Origin of the sequence: Pontibacter oryzae (genome assembly GCF_003576375.1) — a bacterium.
Lineage (GTDB): Bacteria > Bacteroidota > Bacteroidia > Cytophagales > Hymenobacteraceae > Pontibacter > Pontibacter oryzae.
The window spans coordinates 494,083-511,060 of sequence record NZ_QWGE01000003.1 but is presented as its reverse complement, the minus strand read 5'-3'; the positions used below and the strand labels follow the sequence as shown (position 1 = coordinate 511,060).

The window sequence follows — 16,978 nt, the reverse complement described above, 5'->3', positions numbered from 1 at the left end:
AAAAAGAAGTTTTTCCCGTACTCAATCCTAACCGCTATGTTCTCGCCTGTGTAGCAGCAGGTTTAAAACTTAGGATCGATATGAACCAAATGAAAGACAATACAGAAAACTACCCCGATGTGGTGCTGATTGGTGCAGGTATTATGAGCGCCACCTTGGGCATGATGCTTAAAGAGCTACAACCATCCCTGAAAATAGAGGTTTATGAGCGCCTCGATATGGCCGCGGCCGAGAGCTCTGATGCCTGGAACAACGCCGGCACCGGCCACTCTGCCTTCTGCGAGCTAAACTACACTCCTGAACTACCCGATGGCACCATCGACACCTCAAAGGCGATTCGTATTGCAGAATCGTTTGAGGAATCGAAACAATTCTGGGCTTACCTGATCAAGAATAATATTATTGAGCTGCCTACATCCTTCATCAAGAACATACCGCACATGAGTTTTGTGTGGGGCGATGAGAACGTGAACTTTCTGCGCAAGCGGTACGAGGCAATGGTGCAGTGCCACTTGTTTGATGACATGATATACTCAGAGGATCAGGATCAAATCCGGGAGTGGGTTCCATTGATTATGGAAGGACGAAAAAATACGGATAAAGTGGCAGCTACCCGCATGGATTTAGGAACAGACGTGAACTTTGGCGCTCTTACGCAAAGCATGTTTAAGCATTTGCAGGAAGAGAGAGGCGTGAAAATGCATTTCAGCCACGAGGTGCGTAAGCTACGGCAGCGTGAGGATGGCCGCTGGCGCATCAGGGTAAAAGACCTGAAAAACGGGGACAAGCGAACCGTATTTGCCCGCTATGTATTTATTGGGGCAGGCGGAGGCGCCTTGCCACTGCTGGAAAAATCTGATATCCCGGAAGGCAAAGGCTATGGCGGTTTTCCGGTTAGCGGGCAGTGGCTTAAGTGTACCAACCGCGATGTTATTGAGCGGCACAGAGCCAAAGTATACGGCAAGGCAGCCGTTGGATCGCCGCCTATGTCGGTGCCGCACCTGGATACGCGCTATATCAACGGAAAGCGAGAATTGCTTTTCGGGCCATATGCTGGTTTCTCCACCAAATTCCTGAAGAAAGGCTCTTTCCTAGACTTGCCACGCTCCATTAAGCCAACCAACCTCCGCCCAATGCTATCGGCGGGGATACAGAATATGTCGCTGACACGCTACCTCATAGACCAGGTGCGGCAATCACCGGAGGATAAGTTGGAGGCCCTGAAAGCATACTTCCCGGAGGCAAAGCCCGAAGACTGGGAGCTTGAGGTTGCTGGTCAGCGTGTACAGATCATCAAGAGAGACCCGCAGAAAGGCGGTGTGCTGGAGTTTGGCACCGAAGTAGTAAGCGGCGCGAACTGCACGCTGGCGGCTTTGCTGGGTGCTTCGCCAGGTGCATCTACAGCAGTATCAATAATGCTGGGCCTGTTGCAAAGGTGTTTTATGGAGCGCTTGAACACGGAAGAGTGGCAGAAAAAGATGAAAGAGATGATCCCGTCGTATGGCCAATCTTTGGCTGATAACCCACAGTTGCTGGAACAAGTACGAAACTATACTAGCGAAGTGCTGGGTCTGGTGCCTGCCGTTGAAAAGAAGTAAAGGCTTCACGAGTATAAATAGTAAGTCCCGTAACTATAACAGCAACGGGCCTTACTATTTATACTTGTAGCTTCTCGCCTACTCTATTTTGAGGAAGTCTGCTCGCGGTGCACTTCCGAGAGGCAAGGTTCGGCATACTCAATCTCTTCCTGGGTTTCCAGCTCATCCAGCAGTTCTTTCACTACGGCATAGTTGACATTCATGGGGACCTCTAGTACAAAGAAATCTTCATTCACTTCTTCCGAAAGGCATCCGGTCTCGGCAAAGCGCTTGCGCAGTTCCAGCAAGGGTGTGTCTTCGTTCTGGCGTATCACCTGGATGGTAGAATTGCCGGAAGGCGTCACGGTTTCCTGGTACAGCAGTCCTTCTTCCATGGCGTCATAGGTGGCGCGCACAATATCCTCGGTGGCAATAAGCGGTACAAAAGTCGGGATGCTGTCGATCTGGTAAAGGTCCTGCGTAGGGTCAACTGCCAAAGCCCACAGTGTTTCCGTCATTTCTTTGGCAAATAGCTCGCTATGGAAACGGAAAATGATTTTATGTCCTTGCTTCTTCTCACTCATAAAGTATAAAATTAAAAAGCCCGGAATTGCTTCCGGGCTTTTGTATAATCAATTGGGGTTAATCTTACTTGTTAGAACCTGCGTTGATCATGGCGCAACGGAAACCGATAGTTGCGGTAGATGAATCCTGAGCCATGAAGCGGCGTGTGCCCGGAGACAACCAGTAGGCTACATCTTTCCAAGAGCCACCTTTGTATACACGAACCTCATCATTAACCAGAGAGTGGTAACCTTCGCTAGAGTCATAGTTTTCAGACTCATCCAGGTAGCCATCGCGGCGGAACGGGTTAAGGTCTTCTACGTCCTGATAAGAAAGCGGGCGATAAACATCTTGTACCCACTCGTTTACGTTACCGGCCATGTTGTACAAACCGAAGTCGTTTGGAGGGTAAGCATAGATGTAATCCGTGATCATGGCACCGTCGTTCAGGGAACCGGCAATACCGGCATAGTCACCACGGCCTCGCTTAAAGTTGGCCATAAACTTACCCATTTCGCGGCCATATGGGTTACGCACCTGGTGCCCGTCCCAAGGGTATAAACGGCGGTTATTCTGGTTTTCGTCTTCAGAGTACTGCGTGCCGATCATAGCCTGCGCAGCATACTCCCACTCTGCCTCTGTTGGGAGGCGATAGTTTGGCAATACATAGCCAGACTCGATAGATGGTTGTTCGCTTTCAGTTGTTTCATCGCTTCCGCCACGTCCAAATAAGCCTCTTCTGCCTCCGCCGCCTCCGGCTTCTTTGGCAAGAATGTTATTAACCTTAGCAGTACGCCACACGCAGAAATCATTGGCCTGTAACCAGCTCACTCCCACCACTGGGAAGAAACGGAAGCCTGGGTAGCGTAGGTAATACGTTACGTAAGGGTCATTAAAAGAAAGTTGGCGAGACCAAACCGTTGTATCCGGCAAAGCTGCCTGATATACTTCCGGCAAAGAGTCGCGTTTCAGGTCGTGCAGGTATTCCAGCCAGTGTATGTTAGCCACCTCTGTCTCATCCATGTAAAAAGATGCCACAGTTACTGTGCGCTCCACGTTGTCACGGGTCATGGCGATATCCTCTTCCATAGAGCCCAACACCGTACGGCCACCTTCAATAAAAATCAAGCCCGGCCCCTGCGGAAACTCAGCATAGTCAGCGACAGCAAAAGCCTCCTCGTCCTCACCATACTCAGCACCTGTAGCGGAGCTATAAGCGCCTGGATTTGTGCTTGTCGGTTGGCCACCCTTAGAGCAGGCAGTCAACAGGAAGCCTCCCACTACCGCAGCCGATAAATACTTAATTAACTTCATAAAATAGTACCCAATTAAGATAAGGTTCTTGTAACGTAGATTAATGTGCAATTATAATTAATATTAGAATGCCGGACAAACAATGTTTCTGTTAAATTTGTCTCTTAAGCGGCTTCTAAACAATTTGTTAATATCCGAACGTTCAAAAATCAGTGAAATTTCGTTTGTACCGCCGGCTTGCTTGCTCAGGCCTTTGAGGCCGACATCGTGGCTAAAACCTAGTTGAAACTGCTTTATCTGCAGCCCCGCTATTACGGACAAGGATTGGTCCTGGTTAGTTCCGCCGGTGACCGGTACACCTTTATATATTATTCCTAACGTAAGAGGCGTATAATTAGTGTATAAGCCCAAATCTAATCTTTTAGAACTTTGCTGATGCACATAAGTGGCGGTAGGCGTAAAGCTGAGCTCGAACAGGTTGCCGCGCTCCACATAAGACCTAGCGTAAAATTTATACCCTGCAACAGCCGTAAAACGCAATGGCAATTCCGTTTGCTCCCCCAGCCCGTAAGCAGGCTTGTTTAAGTGCGCTGCCGTCAGGCCCGCCCAAAACTGATCGGAGTATACCAGGCCGCCAACTGTAAAGTCAACATAAGTAGTTGGCTGGAAGTTGTTTACTTCCGCCGAGGAAAGGGCCACCATACCATTGTCAGACAGCTGGTCCCCGAAAACCAAGTTGCCGTAATTTATACTTAGTGAGGCTATACTTGCCTGCAAGCCTGCAGAGGCCGACCAACCCGTGCTAATGTTGGTATGGTAAGCATAGGCTAGGCCACCCTGTAGTTTTTGTAATCCACCAATACCGGCACGGTCCTGCTGCAGCAGTAAGCTAATTGCACTTTTCGAATCAGGAATACGGAAATCAGCGGCAAGCGAGTTTGTGATAAAAGAACCGTTAAGCGCTGGCCATTGTTTACGGTGCGACAATGTGGCGCTCCAGGTGCGGTCTAGGCCAGCAAAGGCCGGGTTTAAATATAATTGGTTGGCATACTGCTGAGTGTACTGCACATCTTGCGCAAGAGCGCTTTGAGCCCACATACAGCTTAGGAACAATAGGAAAATTTTTTTTAAATGAATATGCATGCCGTACAATCAACCCTAAGCACTACAGTTATAAGTATGTATAAATTAAAGTGCAACACTATTAGCACGATTTTAGCTATAAATTATTTAGCTTAGCTAATGTATAATAGTAAACACCTAAACTACTGCCATAAAACATGAAAAAAGTAGCCATAGGCTTTTTTATCTTTTTGGCCCTGCTGTTTGCCGCAGCAGCGCTGGTACCGCTCCTATTCAAAGATAAAATCAAACAAGCCCTAGACCAAGAGATTGCCAATAATATCAATGCCCGCATACTTTACGAGACAGACGATGTAAGCCTCTCGCTATTCCGCGACTTCCCAAACCTATCGCTGGGTGTGGAGAACCTCACGGTTATCGGCCAGGACTCTTTTGCCACCGACACGCTGGCAATAATCCCCTCCTTCCGTTTGGGCCTTAACCTGTTCAGTGTGTTCGGCGACGAGGTAAAGGTAAACTCCATTAAGCTGGAGCAGCCTGTCATTCGCCTGCTGGTCCTGAAAAGCGGCAAGGCCAATTGGGATATCTTCCTGGAAGACACTACTGCTACCACGCCCTCCGACACAACCGCCTCCGATTTTAACATGGCCATAAAGGGTTGGGAGGTTGATAACGGCACCATCTTCTACGACGACCTTAGTATTCCGTTCGGGTTTGCGGCCTATAATGTGCAGCACTCGGGTAGCGGCGATTTTGAGCAGGATGTATTTGATATGGTTTCTGAAACGACCTCAGACCGTGTTACCATGACTTACGACGGCGTAAATTACCTGGAGAATGCGACCCTTGATGCAAACGTAACGATGGCCATGGATCTGGCTAAGTCGCTTTATACTTTCAAGGATAACAATATACGCGTAAACGAGCTGCCTTTCACTTTTGATGGCTCCATACTTATGCCAGACGAGGCGATGGACTTTGACCTGACCTTTAGCGCTACCGAAGCCGAGTTTCGTAATGTGCTGTCGGTGGTGCCGGGCATGTATAGCGAGCAGTTCAAGGATATTAAGACAAGCGGAAAACTTAGCTTTGACGGATACTTTAAAGGCCGCATGATTGATACACAGATGCCCGGCTATGGCGTGAACCTGAAGGTAATGGAAGGGATGTTCAAATACCCGGACCTGCCTGAGGCTGCCCGCAACATCAACGTAGACATGAGTGTGGACAGCAAAGACGGAACGCCACAGAACACAAACATCGCGGTGCGCCAGTTCCACATGGATCTCGGTAAAAACCCGATAGATGCCAAAGTAACGGTGAAAGGCCTAGAAGTGATGCAGGTGGATGGAAACGTAAAAGCAAACGTAGACCTGGCCGAACTTACAAAAGTATATCCTGTAGAGGGCATGACGCTGCGCGGCCTCTTGAAAGTGGATGCCGACGCCAAAGGCACATACTCTGAGAAAAGCATGCCCGTGGTGGATGCAGACCTGAACCTGACCAACGCATACATCAAATCCAAAGATTTTCCGGCACCGATACAAGGGCTGAACATGGTGGCAAACATCCGGAACACCACAGGCAACACCGATGATACCCGCATCAACATAGAGCGCTTTAACATGACCCTCGATGGCGAGCCTCTGGAAGGGCGCATGCTGATTGCCGGCATAGACAAACCCGCCTTTGATGGCCGCATAAAAGGTATACTTGACCTGACAAAGCTCACCAAGATTTTCCCGCAGGAAGGCATGACAGTTTCAGGGCGCATTACGGCTGATGTTTCGGCCAAGGGCAAGCTAAGCGATGTGGAGGCTGAGAAGTATAACAACATTATGGCAAACGGTACCATGGCCATCAGCAACCTGAATTTTGTAAGCACCGACCTGCCGCAAGGTATGAAGATAGCCAGTGCCACGGCCAATTTTAATAACGAGCGCATTAACCTGCAGAACATGAGCGGCTACCTGGGCAAGAGCGACTTTAAAGCCAGCGGCTCTGTATCTAACTACCTGGGCTATGCTCTGGCCGATAACCAGTCGCTGCGCGGTACATTTAACCTGAGCTCTAACCGTTTTGATGTGAATGAGTGGATGGTGGACGAGGACACCGGGGAGCCTGTAGAAGATGCCGCCTCAGAAGGTGTAGTAGAAGTGCCGGGTAATTTGGATGTTGCCTTAAATATTGATGCCAAGCAAGTACTCTACGATAACCTGAAGCTTAGCAATGTAAACGGTCAGGTGCAGGTGAAAGACAAAGTAGCAAAGCTCAACAAAGTTACCTTTAACACATTGGGCGGCACATTTGCCACAAGTGGCAGCTACAACACCCAGGATTTGCAGCACCCGCTCTTCGATATGAAATTGGACATCCAAGATTTGGGCTTTAAAGAGGCGTTTAATGCGTTTAACACCGTACAAGTCTTCGCCCCTATTGCAAAGCTGCTAGAGGGTAAATTCTCTACTACCTTCTCCTTTGCCGGGGAGCTTGGCCAGGATATGATTCCGTTGTTTAACACGCTAGATGGTACAGGAGTAATTAATGTGCTGCGCGCTGCTGTGCGCGATGTGCCACTGGTAGAGAAGATCAGCAGCCTGACGCACTTTGATGAGCTACGCAGCTTCGTGATCGAGAATAAAAAGATTGATGCCGAGATAGTAGACGGTAAACTACTGGTAAAGCCATTTAACCTGAACATCGGCAACATAGACATGACCGTGGGCGGCAGCACTGCTTCCGATGGAGGCATTGATTACGTTACTGCGCTAAACGTGCCTACAGGCAAGGTTGGGCAGCAGCTAAACGCCAGCCTGGCAAACCTGCTGGGCGGCCAAAGCCTTACAAATACCGAGCGTGTTACCTTAAAGCTAAATGTAGGCGGCACGTATAATAACCCGCGCGTATCGCTGGCAGGTGGCTCGGTAAAAGAGCAGGCCACAGACCTGGTTAAATCAGTGGTAGAGGATAAGCTGAACGTGGTAAAGCAGCAGGCCGCGCAGCGCAAGCAACAGTTGCAGGATAGCGTGCAAACCGAGCTAAACCGTAAGAAGCTGGAGGCAGAGCAAAAAGCCCGCGAAGAGCTTGAGAAAAAACGCCTGGAGGCTGAGCAGCAAATTAAAAAGCAGGCCGCCGATAAAGTAGGCGGCTTCCTGAAAGGCCTGACCAAGCCAGTACCAGCCACCAAACCGGATACTACTAAACAGCAATAGCCAAGAATCAGGGTTGTTTAGAAACTCTCAAAGCAGGATCATAAAAGAAAGAGGCAGCACGTTAACGTGCTGCCTCTTTCTTTTATGATCCTGCCTTAAATCTTACATCTAGTTAGTACACCTGGCCCATCAGCTCGCGCACATATGTCACGTAATCTGTGTTTGGCGGCGTATGGTTATTGTTGCGTAGGTCGGTGGCAACCTGTGCGCGGTGGTACGTAGCATGGTTGAAGGCATGCGTCAGGATGTCGAGCACGCGGGTGCTGTATTTGTGGCCCTGGCTGTTGGTATAGTCGATAAGGCGGTTAAATTCAGCTTCGTCAGAAGAATCAACCAGCTCTTTTATCTTGTAAGAGGCATACTTGTGCAGTTCCTTCAGTTCATCCAAAGTATGCTCCTGCCATACTTTTACAGGGCTTTCGGTGCCGGTGATTCGGGCAATCCAAATGGCTTGTGCGTTAAGGGCGTGGCTCTGCAGGCGCAGCGAGTTGGCTGGCACCTCCGGCAGGCTGCTGAACACATCCAGCATGGTCTGGTTTGCCCAGATGTTATATTCTGATAAGTTTTTCAGTACGTCGTTTCCGGTCATCGTTATTTAGCTTTTTCTTTTATCTTCCCAAACTAATGTTTCATTCTGGCGTTGCTCGAAAAAATCAGGGCAGCGGCCATCGCCTTTGCCCGTAATGCCGCCATCGGGCTCGCAGATTACGTTGCCATTGGCATCGTAAAGCTTGCTTGGCACATCGCAGCAGCGGCCACTGAGTAAGTATACCTGTTGCCCACTATAAGTATAGCGGTAGATTTTGGCAGGTGGGTTAGCAGGCTCCTCTAGTTTTACCTTCCCGATCAGTTGCGTAAGCCAGGCAGGGTTTGAATCCTGCGCCGTTGAAGCTTCGGTTGATGCATTGCCAGGCTTACAGCTACTTATGCCGAAACAAGCAACCAAGGCTATGGCGCACGCTATACTTCTGAAAGAACTGTTCTGCTGTGGTTTTTTCATGCGGGTGCAAGTTAAATATTTTTTGGGGAAGGTATTGCCTGATGTGCCATTTTAGCCACAAGAAGCACACTTTGCCTAGCCAAAGTATATTTTAGCGAATGCCAGCAGGTACGGCAGAAAAATAATAGTTCCGATAAGGGCTGCGGTAGCTGCTGCTACCAGTACGGCTCCTGCCGCCAAGTCCTTTGCCTTGCCGGCCAGCGGACGGTATGTGGGCGATACGAGGTTCACCACCGTTTCGATGGCCGTGTTAAACACCTCAGCCGTTACCACCAACCCAATACAGCCAATTAAAAGGCACCACTCCGTCAGGCTCACACCAAAGGCAAAACCTGCGGCCACTACCCCCACTGCTGAAAGTACGTGCAGGCGCATGTGCGGCTCTGAGCGCAAAGCGGCATGCAGCCCTTTAAAGGCATATTTAAAACTGGTATAACGTTTTTTAAGATAGGTTCGCAAGCCGGGCAGGTCGTTTATAGTAAGCTGATGTAAGAAATATACTTTACACAGGCTAATGGGTTATTTTAACCACTGGAAAGTATAAGATTACATGGATTCATACTTTTAACTAAATTTTTAGTTGTATCTTGATTTCTTGAGAATCAAAGTATAACTTTCTGACATGCTCATGCTTATCGAACCTCTTAGAAAACAAACCACATGAAACAACTGACCTGGCTCCTTTCCATACTTCTGTTAAGTATAACGCTTTGCTCCTGCGGCCCGAATGCCTACAAAAGGCCGCTCACCATTGACCGGGTGGAGATAAGCAACAGCGCCGGGGCCAACTATGAGGCGCAGTTCCGGCGGGTAAACCGCTTTTACATGCACCGCTTCGACTCGCTGCAGCAAAACGGCCAGGTGCTTGTGTTTGATACCACAAAGGTACGAAAGAAGCCGCACCGGCTAAACTATACGCTGGTATCTTCCCTTGACTCCCTTAACCTGAACGGCCAGCCCGGTGTGTATTACCAGCTATATTTTAGGCCTAATAACGGCAAAGGTAAGATAAAGGGCGGTGTGATGGAGGATAAGTATAACGAGCTAAAACTATTCTCTCCTCAAAAATCTTTTGTGCAGCACACCGAACTGTTTTACCGCGATAGCCTGGTGCAAGGCGCTACAAGCAACATTATCCCGGTGCACGAGCTTTACTTGCCCGAAAACACACCAGACCCGCAACGCACCTCGTTTAGGATAGATAACATTGATTTTTACAAAGGCCTTAACAAAAAGCAGCGCGAGGGCATTATCCGCATCATTAATAACGCCATGGTATTGCGGCAGCGGAGCCAGGCAAAAGCAGGCAAGCCGTTCAATTTCTCAGCGCTCTGGCTACCCGGCTACAGCAAGGATGCACCCGCCACTTTTGCCATTACCGTGAAAGTGGCAGAAGATGTTGAGAAAAACCAGATCAGGCTAAGTATGGAATATAATTCTGACGTGAAGGCCCCGGAATGGCTAATCACCAAGGCTACCATCAATCGGCGCGATTACCTGGACGGCTATACTTATCAAGCAAACACCGATCTGAACAGCTGGATAAGAATGTATACTGCCCAACTGCAGTATGCCGCTCAAAAATAAACCAGGCCATACCAATTTGGTGGCATGGCCTGTTGCATTAGCTAGCTTGGGGCTTTAGTTTGTGGCCGAAAACCTGTTTTAGCTTTTCTACCTTCGGGCCAATCAGGAATCTGCAATAAGGTTGGTCCGGGTTGTTTTTAAAGTAATTCTGATGATAGGCTTCGGCTGGGTAAAACTTCTCGGCAGGCTCAATGGTCGTCACGATCGGGTTGTCGAATGCGCCGGAGGCATCCAGTTCCTGCTTATACTGCTCGGCCAGTTGCTGCTGCTCAGGGCTGTGGTAGAAGATAATGGAGCGGTACTGCGTGCCCACGTCGTTACCCTGGCGGTTAAGGGTGGTGGGGTCGTGGGTACGCCAAAAAACTTCCAACAGCTCCTTATAGTTTATCTTAGCTGGGTCAAAAGTGATTTGCAGTACCTCTGCGTGGCCAGTGTTGCCCGAGCAAACCTGCTTATAGGTTGGGTTGTCTACGTGGCCGCCCATATACCCCGATTCTACTTTCTCCACGCCTTCCAGGTCCTGGAAAACGGCTTCGGTGCACCAAAAGCAGCCGTTGCCAAATGTTGCTATCTCCATAGGTGATCTTTCTCTTTTATAGTTGAGGGTTTAACCAGGGCAAAACAAAGCATGGCTGAACCCAATTTATACTTGCCGCAGCTTTAAAGCCGCCGCATTAATGCAGTAGCGCACGTTGGTAGGCGTGCGGGTATCTTTAAAGAGGTGGCCCAGGTGTTGGCCGCAACGATGGCACAGCAGTTGCGTGCGCTGGCGGCCGTAGGTTGCCAGGGGCTTGTGTGCCACGTGCTCCCCTATCTGCGCCCAGAAGCTCGGGAAACCAGAGCCCACCTCAAACTTCTTGCTGGCCTCAAACAGCGCCTCGCCACAGCCCGAGCAAGTATAAACTCCCTGCTCCTGCCGCCGCGCTGCCGGGTCTATTTTCTGGTTCCGGACCATTGGTTATACCTGGCGCTACCGGCGGTTTTACTGTTTCTCCAGTTCCTCTACCGGCACAAACTTCATCGAGAGCGAGTTCACGCAGTGGCGTATGTTCTTCGGCGTTAAGTACTCTCCTTCAAATACGTGGCCCAGGTGCGCGCCGCAGTTGGCACATACAATCTCTGTGCGGCGGCCATCGGCATCGGGCACGCGCTTCACGGCTCCGGTTATCTCGTCATCAAAACTAGGCCAGCCGCAATGCGACTCAAACTTGTACTCCGAAGTATAAAGCGGGTTGTTGCAGCGCTTGCACAGATATACACCTTCGGCCTTGTTGTGCTCATACTCGCCGGTGCCAGGGTACTCGGTGCCTTTATCCACAATGATGCGTGCTTCTTCCGGTGTAAGTTTGTTATAATCTGAGGGGTCTTTCGCGATTTTCATAGGTTTATATGTTGGGTTTGATGCTTTTTATACGTGTGGCTGTAAGAACAGCGAACAAGGCTGTAAGGTTTTAGATTGGTAAAGTATGATTTTATACGTGCTTTTTCCAGCGTAGCTGCTGCCATGCTTGTTGTTGCTTCGGGCTCAGGAAAGTCCAGGCTACAATGCGGCTTACTTTGTTGCCGTGGGCCATTGGTATGGTCTTCACCTCGGTGGCGCCCACCTGTTCCAATGCCTGGTAAGCGCCCTTCAGGTTGGCTTGCTTAGAGATAAGCGTGGTAAACCAGAAACACGACGTGGCGAACTCGCGGCTCTGGGAAACCATGTGGTTTACGAAGCGGCTCTCCCCGCCCGGGCACCAAAGCTCGGCTTTCTGGCCGCCAAAGTTCAGCACCAACTTCGATTTCTTCTGCTGTTGCAGGTTGTTAAGCTTCCGCATAGTGCCTGCCTGCGCCTCGGCCAGCGATACATGGAAAGGCGGGTTGCATACGGTTAAATCAATAAACTCACCCTGCTGTATAATGCCCCGGAAGATGCTTTTGGAGTTTGGTTGCAGCCTCAGCGCCGCGCTGCCCTTCAGGCTTGGGTTAGCGTCTATGATCTTTTGGGAGGAGGCAATGGAAGCCGGGTCTATATCTGCCCCGATAAACGACCACCCATACTCATACTGGCCAATGATAGGGTAAACGCAACTGGCCCCCACGCCAACATCGAGGCAGGTTATACTTTTGCCCGTTGGTATTTTCCCTTGGTTAGATGCGGCTAGCAAGTCGGCTGCATGATGTATGTAATCTGCCCTGCCGGGTATGGGCGGGCAAAGGTAACCCGCTGGTATATCCCAATCGCTAATTTTATAAAAAGATGCCAGCAGGGCGCTGTTAAGCATCTTCACAGCCTGCGGGTTAAAAAAATCGACAGAAGCATCGCCATACTCGTTTTGCCTGACAAAGGGCTTTAAAGCAGGGCAACTTTTTACCAGCTCCGGAAAGTTGTAGCGCGCTCTGTGCCTGTTGCGGGCGTGCAGGCCAGTTTTCTGTGTGGGGTGCGCTTTTTTTCGGTGAGGCATTGGCGTTAATCGACTATTTGTTCTTCCGATGTCAGAAGATAATCTTTATATTTAATAAATTATTTTACAAGTATACTGTATTTCTGGCCATTTACCCGTTTGTTGCCTGGCTGCGGCTGTAAGAGTTCTCAATTGCTCTCGTGATTGTACTTCCGTAAGTATGCTATCCAGCTTAAGGTGGCAATGCTTCATTGTGTAACTCTTAAGGCTTAATCTGTTTAACCAAACCAGTATCATAAGTTGCCTTTTTGGCGTTTATGGTTTACCTGCAGAAGCAGCTGAGTTTCTTTAAGAACCGAATTGCCGGCAAGCTTGGCAGTAGCGATACTATTACTCCACAACCCCAAAAAACAGTACCCCTTTACTTGCAATGATTGACATCCAAGACGAGTTATATAAAGACTTTGAAGCTGTAAAGCAGATTACCAATGTGTCCACCATGCTGGACGTTATTTGCCAGACCACGGGAATGGGTTTTGCAGCCATTGCCCGCGTTACCGATAACAGGTGGCTGGCATGCAGCGTTCGCGATGAGGTAGATTTTGGTTTAAAAGAAGGTGATGAACTGAAAGTAGACACAACCTTATGCAGCGAAATCAGGGACCATCGCCAACCCATCGTTATCGACGATTTTGAAAAGGACACGACTTATAAATGCCACCATACCCCTAAAATCTATGGCCTACAAAGCTATATCTCTATTCCTATTGTCTTAAAGAACGGAGAGTTTTTCGGGACACTGTGCGCCATAAGCGCGAAACCAGCTAAGGTTAATAATCCCAAGATTATCGGCATGTTCAACATGTTTGCCGACCTGCTGTCTTTTTACCTGCAAAGCTTGGATGTGCTGGAGCGTAGTTATCAGGCCAACGTAGAGCTGCATCACGAAAACAGGATACTTGCAAACGTCAACTTCGATCTGGACAGCTTTGTATACACAGCCTCGCACGATTTAAAGTCTCCGATTGCTAACTTGGAGGGGCTGCTGGATGCCTTGACGGAGACCTTTAGCAAGGAGAACCTGGATCGGGACGAAGTTAATAGCATTATTAAGTTAATGCGGTCTTCTATCAAACGCTTTGCCGCCACCATCAAAGACCTCACAACCATCGTAGAAATCGACAAAAACAGCGGCAATGAGCAGGTCGAGGCGATAAATCTGGTAGATGTGGTAGAGCGGATAAAGCAAGAGCAGCAGCGGCAAATAGCTGAGTCTAACGCAAGTATAACCGTGGCTTGCGAAGACGACCCTACTCTATACTTCTCGGCCAAGAATTTCAAGAGCGTAATGCACAACCTGATAAGCAACGCCATTAAGTACCGCTCCCCTGACAGGGCCCCGGAAATTCTGGTGCGTATGAAAAAGGTCGGTGGCAAAACCCAGCTATCGGTTTCAGACAACGGCATTGGCATTCCTTACGACAAGCAGGACAAGATCTTCTCGATGTTTAAGCGCTTCCATGACCACGTGGAAGGTAGTGGCTTGGGTTTATACATTGTAAAAAGAATGATAGACAACGTGAAAGGCCAGATAATAGTAGAAAGCGAGCTAAACAAAGGCACAACTATTACCATCATTTTTTAAAGGCCACATTATACATCAGCCAATGTATAAAGCTATATGGTTTTTGGGCATGCTCTTGCTGTTCTTCTCGTGTAAAGAACTCAGAAAGAGAGATACATCCTATCAGTTCTATACTCTACATGCAACTCCAAATTCGGCGGTGGCATTGAGCTTGGGAGTAAATGTAGATAGTAGCTACGGTGATGGTGCTATCGCTAATCTGTTGTGATAATTGAGTTCGAGCTGGCACTAGCGGGGGATAATAGCCCTCACTAAGAATGCCGCTATTTTCTTTTTAACTCATCAAGAGTTATTCCACTTCTATCTTTCCAGCTTGTCCAACCATTGGTCGCCCTTCCCAATACGACACCACTAGCCGTACTTGGAGAATTGAAAATATAATCTTCCATAAATCTGTATTTGCCGTCAACATTCATAACGATCTGCTCTTCTATCAGCTTTTTTCTCAAGGTTACCAAATAATCATGACAAGAAGCAGTTGTATTATGCTTTAGCCCTGATCCTTTAAAAACAACAAAGCCATCATCAATTAAATCTCCTTCGGCATAGAGATTGTCACCTTTAAGCATTAGAAGTTCTTTTTTAGTGATAGATTCTTTAGTGATTTTATCAAATACAGGGAAGCCTAAAGTGGAAAGCAGAATCTTGATTGTATCGAAGCTATCTAATAGGTCAGCTTCCATAGATTCTGTTACAAATGGTTTACTTGGAACTACTGTATTTTCTGTGTCAAAGCGGTTTGCTTCTTTGGCTTCTGCCACAGCAATATGTTCTAAGTATTTAGCGTGAGATTTAGTGAAAGCATTGATTTTAGAAACCGTTACAACAGCATAATTCCAAAATTCCTTTAACCTGTTGTGCTGTTTAATGCGATCTAAGCAGTCTTCTGCTTCACCTATGTAAACCATAGGTTTTGCCTTATCAGCACTCTCTCCAAATAAAAAGTACACGCCCACGTTTTTCAACTCGTCTCTACTTGCTATGTACTCTAGCTTGTTCCTAGGGACTAAAACAGCTTTAACAACTCTGTTAGTTATTTCTGCAATTTTCACACTCCGTGGGGATCCATCTGGTAAAAATATTTGAATTGTTTGTGGCCTATTCATAGCTGTAGTCTAAAGAATAATTAGGAGTATAAATATAGCAAAAGCTATACAAAGTAATATACAATAAAAAGGCAGCTTCAAACGGAGCTGCCTTTTTGTTTATCTTAGACACAAGTATAAATTCTTGTGTCTAAGGTCTAAAATCTAATGTCTTATTTCTTCAAGCTGCCGATCATGTCTTCTGGTTTCACCCACTCGTCGAACTGCTCATTGGTGAGCAGGCCAAGTTCGATGGCGGCCTGGCGAAGCGTAGTACCTTCTTTGTGGGCCTTCTTCGCGATTTTGGCGGCGTTGTCGTAACCGATATGTGGGTTCAGGGCTGTAACCAGCATCAGTGAGTTCTCCAGGTTGTGCTTGATGCGCTCTCTGTTTGGCTCGATGCCTACGGCGCAGTGCTTGTCGAAAGAGTCACAGGCATCGCCGATCAGCTGGGCGCTCATCAGGAGGTTGTAGATCATTACGGGCTTAAACACGTTCAGCTCAAAATGGCCATTCATGCCTCCCACCGAGATAGCCACATCGTTACCGATCACCTGGGCGCAAACCATGGTCATGGCCTCAGCCTGCGTTGGGTTAACTTTGCCCGGCATGATGGAAGAACCCGGCTCGTTTTCCGGGATCAGGATCTCAGCGATACCAGAGCGTGGGCCAGAAGCAAGCAAACGGATATCGTTGGCGATCTTCATCAGGCTAACTGCCAGCTGCTTCAGGGCGCCGGAGGTTTCTACCATGGCATCGTGCGCGGCAAGCGCCTCGAACTTGTTAGGAGCCGTACGGAACTCATGGCCGGCATACGTAGAGATTTTCTCTGCAACCAGCTCAGCATAACCATTTGGTGTGTTCAGGCCAGTGCCTACGGCAGAGCCGCCCAAGGCAAGGTCTTTCAGGTGGTCCAGCGTGTTGTTCAGCGCCTTCATGCCATACTCCAGCTGCTTCACGTAGCCAGAAAGCTCCTGGCCAAGCGTAAGCGGGGTGGCGTCCATCAGGTGCGTGCGGCCTATCTTTACCACATCCATAAACTCCTCCGACTTTGCCTTCAGCGTATCATGCAGCTTTTTGACCATCGGCAGCGTGTGCTCTACCACTTTCTTGTAAGCGGCAATGTGCATGGCTGTTGGGAAGGTATCGTTAGAAGACTGCGACTTGTTTACGTCGTCGTTCGGGTGGATCTGCTTTTTCTCGTCGGTAAGCTGGCCGCCTAGCAGTACGTGCGCACGGTTGGCTACCACTTCGTTCACGTTCATGTTGGATTGCGTACCCGAGCCTGTTTGCCATACTACCAGCGGGAACTCGTCGTTCAGCTTGCCTTCCAGGATCTCGTCGCATACTTTAGAGATGATCTCCGCTTTCTCCGGCGCCAGCACGCCCAGCTCGGCGTTGGCTTGCGCCGCTGATTTTTTAAGGATAGCAAAAGCCTCCACTACCTCCTGCGGCATGCGCTGGCCACCAATCGTGAAGTTTTCCTTTGAACGCTGCGTCTGAGCGCCCCAATATTTGTCTGCAGGCACCTCAATTGGGCCCATCGTGTCTTTCTCTACGCGAACTTGCATATCAATTTATGTT

Annotated in this window: 15 protein-coding genes and 1 pseudogene; 4 read left to right on the top strand and 12 right to left on the bottom strand. The window is 48.7% G+C overall.

Annotation, left to right across the window (positions count from 1 at the left end):
• Window positions 1-53: 53 nt before the first annotated feature.
• Window positions 54-1,598 (top strand): annotated as a pseudogene (locus D1627_RS10995) (malate:quinone oxidoreductase); the annotation flags it as partial.
• Between the two features lie 83 nt (window positions 1,599-1,681).
• On the opposite strand, the gene D1627_RS10990 reads toward D1627_RS10995, so the two are convergent.
• From D1627_RS10990 to D1627_RS10980, 3 genes are all read right to left on the bottom strand, one after another.
• Window positions 1,682-2,161: a DUF4265 domain-containing protein gene (locus tag D1627_RS10990; RefSeq protein WP_119432283.1), complete on the bottom strand. Its 480-nt coding sequence runs from the start codon at window positions 2,159-2,161 to the stop codon at window positions 1,682-1,684.
• Between the two features lie 64 nt (window positions 2,162-2,225).
• Window positions 2,226-3,455: a gliding motility lipoprotein GldJ gene (gene gldJ / locus D1627_RS10985; RefSeq protein ID WP_119432282.1), complete on the bottom strand. Its 1,230-nt coding sequence runs from the start codon at window positions 3,453-3,455 to the stop codon at window positions 2,226-2,228.
• A 63-nt stretch (window positions 3,456-3,518) separates the two neighbouring features.
• A complete protein-coding gene (locus D1627_RS10980) occupies window positions 3,519-4,538 on the bottom strand; it encodes a PorP/SprF family type IX secretion system membrane protein (RefSeq protein WP_119432542.1) in 1,020 nt (339 codons plus the stop codon).
• A gap of 137 nt (window positions 4,539-4,675) precedes the next feature.
• Between D1627_RS10980 and D1627_RS10975 the strand changes: the two genes are divergently transcribed.
• Window positions 4,676-7,690, top strand: a complete 3,015-nt coding sequence (locus tag D1627_RS10975; RefSeq protein ID WP_119432281.1) for an AsmA family protein — start codon at window positions 4,676-4,678, stop codon at window positions 7,688-7,690.
• A 112-nt stretch (window positions 7,691-7,802) separates the two neighbouring features.
• On the opposite strand, the gene D1627_RS10970 is transcribed toward D1627_RS10975, so the two are convergent.
• From D1627_RS10970 to D1627_RS10960, 3 genes are all read right to left on the bottom strand, one after another.
• Entirely contained in the window at window positions 7,803-8,279 is a 477-nt protein-coding gene (locus D1627_RS10970; RefSeq protein WP_119432280.1) for a DinB family protein, read from the bottom strand.
• A gap of 6 nt (window positions 8,280-8,285) precedes the next feature.
• Window positions 8,286-8,690: a DUF6970 domain-containing protein gene (locus D1627_RS10965; RefSeq protein ID WP_119432279.1), complete on the bottom strand. Its 405-nt coding sequence runs from the start codon at window positions 8,688-8,690 to the stop codon at window positions 8,286-8,288.
• Window positions 8,691-8,765: 75 nt separating this feature from the next.
• The gene (locus tag D1627_RS10960) at window positions 8,766-9,149 is read right to left on the bottom strand and encodes a diacylglycerol kinase (protein ID WP_119432278.1); all 384 of its coding nucleotides are present in this window, start codon (window positions 9,147-9,149) and stop codon (window positions 8,766-8,768) included.
• Window positions 9,150-9,350: 201 nt separating this feature from the next.
• Between D1627_RS10960 and D1627_RS10955 the strand changes: the two genes are divergently transcribed.
• Complete coding sequence (locus D1627_RS10955; RefSeq protein ID WP_119432277.1) at window positions 9,351-10,277, top strand: hypothetical protein; 927 nt, start codon at window positions 9,351-9,353, stop codon at window positions 10,275-10,277.
• 37 nt (window positions 10,278-10,314) lie between these two features.
• Here D1627_RS10955 and msrA read toward each other — a convergent pair whose 3' ends face one another.
• From msrA to rlmF, 4 genes are all read right to left on the bottom strand, one after another.
• Entirely contained in the window at window positions 10,315-10,854 is a 540-nt protein-coding gene (msrA, locus tag D1627_RS10950; RefSeq protein ID WP_119432276.1) for a peptide-methionine (S)-S-oxide reductase MsrA, read from the bottom strand.
• A gap of 66 nt (window positions 10,855-10,920) precedes the next feature.
• Window positions 10,921-11,232 (bottom strand): peptide-methionine (R)-S-oxide reductase, encoded by a 312-nt coding sequence (locus D1627_RS10945; RefSeq protein WP_119432275.1) that lies wholly within the window; start codon window positions 11,230-11,232, stop codon window positions 10,921-10,923.
• Window positions 11,233-11,259: 27 nt separating this feature from the next.
• Window positions 11,260-11,658, bottom strand: a complete 399-nt coding sequence (locus tag D1627_RS10940) for a methionine-R-sulfoxide reductase (protein ID WP_119432274.1) — start codon at window positions 11,656-11,658, stop codon at window positions 11,260-11,262.
• Between the two features lie 91 nt (window positions 11,659-11,749).
• Entirely contained in the window at window positions 11,750-12,724 is a 975-nt protein-coding gene (gene rlmF / locus D1627_RS10935) for a 23S rRNA (adenine(1618)-N(6))-methyltransferase RlmF (RefSeq protein ID WP_119432273.1), read from the bottom strand.
• Window positions 12,725-13,094: 370 nt separating this feature from the next.
• Here rlmF and D1627_RS10930 point away from each other — a divergent pair, with 370 nt between their 5' ends.
• Window positions 13,095-14,309 carry a sensor histidine kinase gene (locus D1627_RS10930; protein WP_119432272.1) on the top strand — a complete coding sequence of 405 codons (1,215 nt, stop codon included), beginning with the start codon at window positions 13,095-13,097 and terminating at the stop codon, window positions 14,307-14,309.
• Window positions 14,310-14,572: 263 nt separating this feature from the next.
• Here D1627_RS10930 and D1627_RS10920 read toward each other — a convergent pair whose 3' ends face one another.
• Both D1627_RS10920 and fumC read right to left on the bottom strand, forming a co-directional pair.
• Window positions 14,573-15,361: a GIY-YIG nuclease family protein gene (locus tag D1627_RS10920; RefSeq protein ID WP_199688420.1), complete on the bottom strand. Its 789-nt coding sequence runs from the start codon at window positions 15,359-15,361 to the stop codon at window positions 14,573-14,575.
• A gap of 206 nt (window positions 15,362-15,567) precedes the next feature.
• Window positions 15,568-16,965, bottom strand: coding sequence for a class II fumarate hydratase (fumC, locus tag D1627_RS10915; protein ID WP_119432269.1), 1,398 nt, complete (start codon window positions 16,963-16,965; stop codon window positions 15,568-15,570).
• Window positions 16,966-16,978 lie beyond the last annotated feature (13 nt).

Excerpts from the sequence above, each read along its gene's own strand:
- D1627_RS10965 (WP_119432279.1), bottom strand. The coding sequence starts at position 8,690 with ATGAAAAAACCACAGCAGAACAGTTCTTTCAGAAGTATAGCGTGCGCC.
- gldJ (WP_119432282.1), bottom strand. The coding sequence starts at position 3,455 with ATGAAGTTAATTAAGTATTTATCGGCTGCGGTAGTGGGAGGCTTCCTG.
- D1627_RS10955 (WP_119432277.1), top strand. The coding sequence starts at position 9,351 with ATGAAACAACTGACCTGGCTCCTTTCCATACTTCTGTTAAGTATAACG.
- D1627_RS10975 (WP_119432281.1), top strand. The coding sequence starts at position 4,676 with ATGAAAAAAGTAGCCATAGGCTTTTTTATCTTTTTGGCCCTGCTGTTT.
- D1627_RS10930 (WP_119432272.1), top strand. The coding sequence starts at position 13,095 with ATGATTGACATCCAAGACGAGTTATATAAAGACTTTGAAGCTGTAAAG.
- D1627_RS10945 (WP_119432275.1), bottom strand. The coding sequence starts at position 11,232 with ATGGTCCGGAACCAGAAAATAGACCCGGCAGCGCGGCGGCAGGAGCAG.
- msrA (WP_119432276.1), bottom strand. The coding sequence starts at position 10,854 with ATGGAGATAGCAACATTTGGCAACGGCTGCTTTTGGTGCACCGAAGCC.
- fumC (WP_119432269.1), bottom strand. The coding sequence starts at position 16,965 with ATGCAAGTTCGCGTAGAGAAAGACACGATGGGCCCAATTGAGGTGCCT.
- rlmF (WP_119432273.1), bottom strand. The coding sequence starts at position 12,724 with ATGCCTCACCGAAAAAAAGCGCACCCCACACAGAAAACTGGCCTGCAC.
- D1627_RS10940 (WP_119432274.1), bottom strand. The coding sequence starts at position 11,658 with ATGAAAATCGCGAAAGACCCCTCAGATTATAACAAACTTACACCGGAA.
- D1627_RS10970 (WP_119432280.1), bottom strand. The coding sequence starts at position 8,279 with ATGACCGGAAACGACGTACTGAAAAACTTATCAGAATATAACATCTGG.
- D1627_RS10980 (WP_119432542.1), bottom strand. The coding sequence starts at position 4,538 with ATGCATATTCATTTAAAAAAAATTTTCCTATTGTTCCTAAGCTGTATG.
- D1627_RS10990 (WP_119432283.1), bottom strand. The coding sequence starts at position 2,161 with ATGAGTGAGAAGAAGCAAGGACATAAAATCATTTTCCGTTTCCATAGC.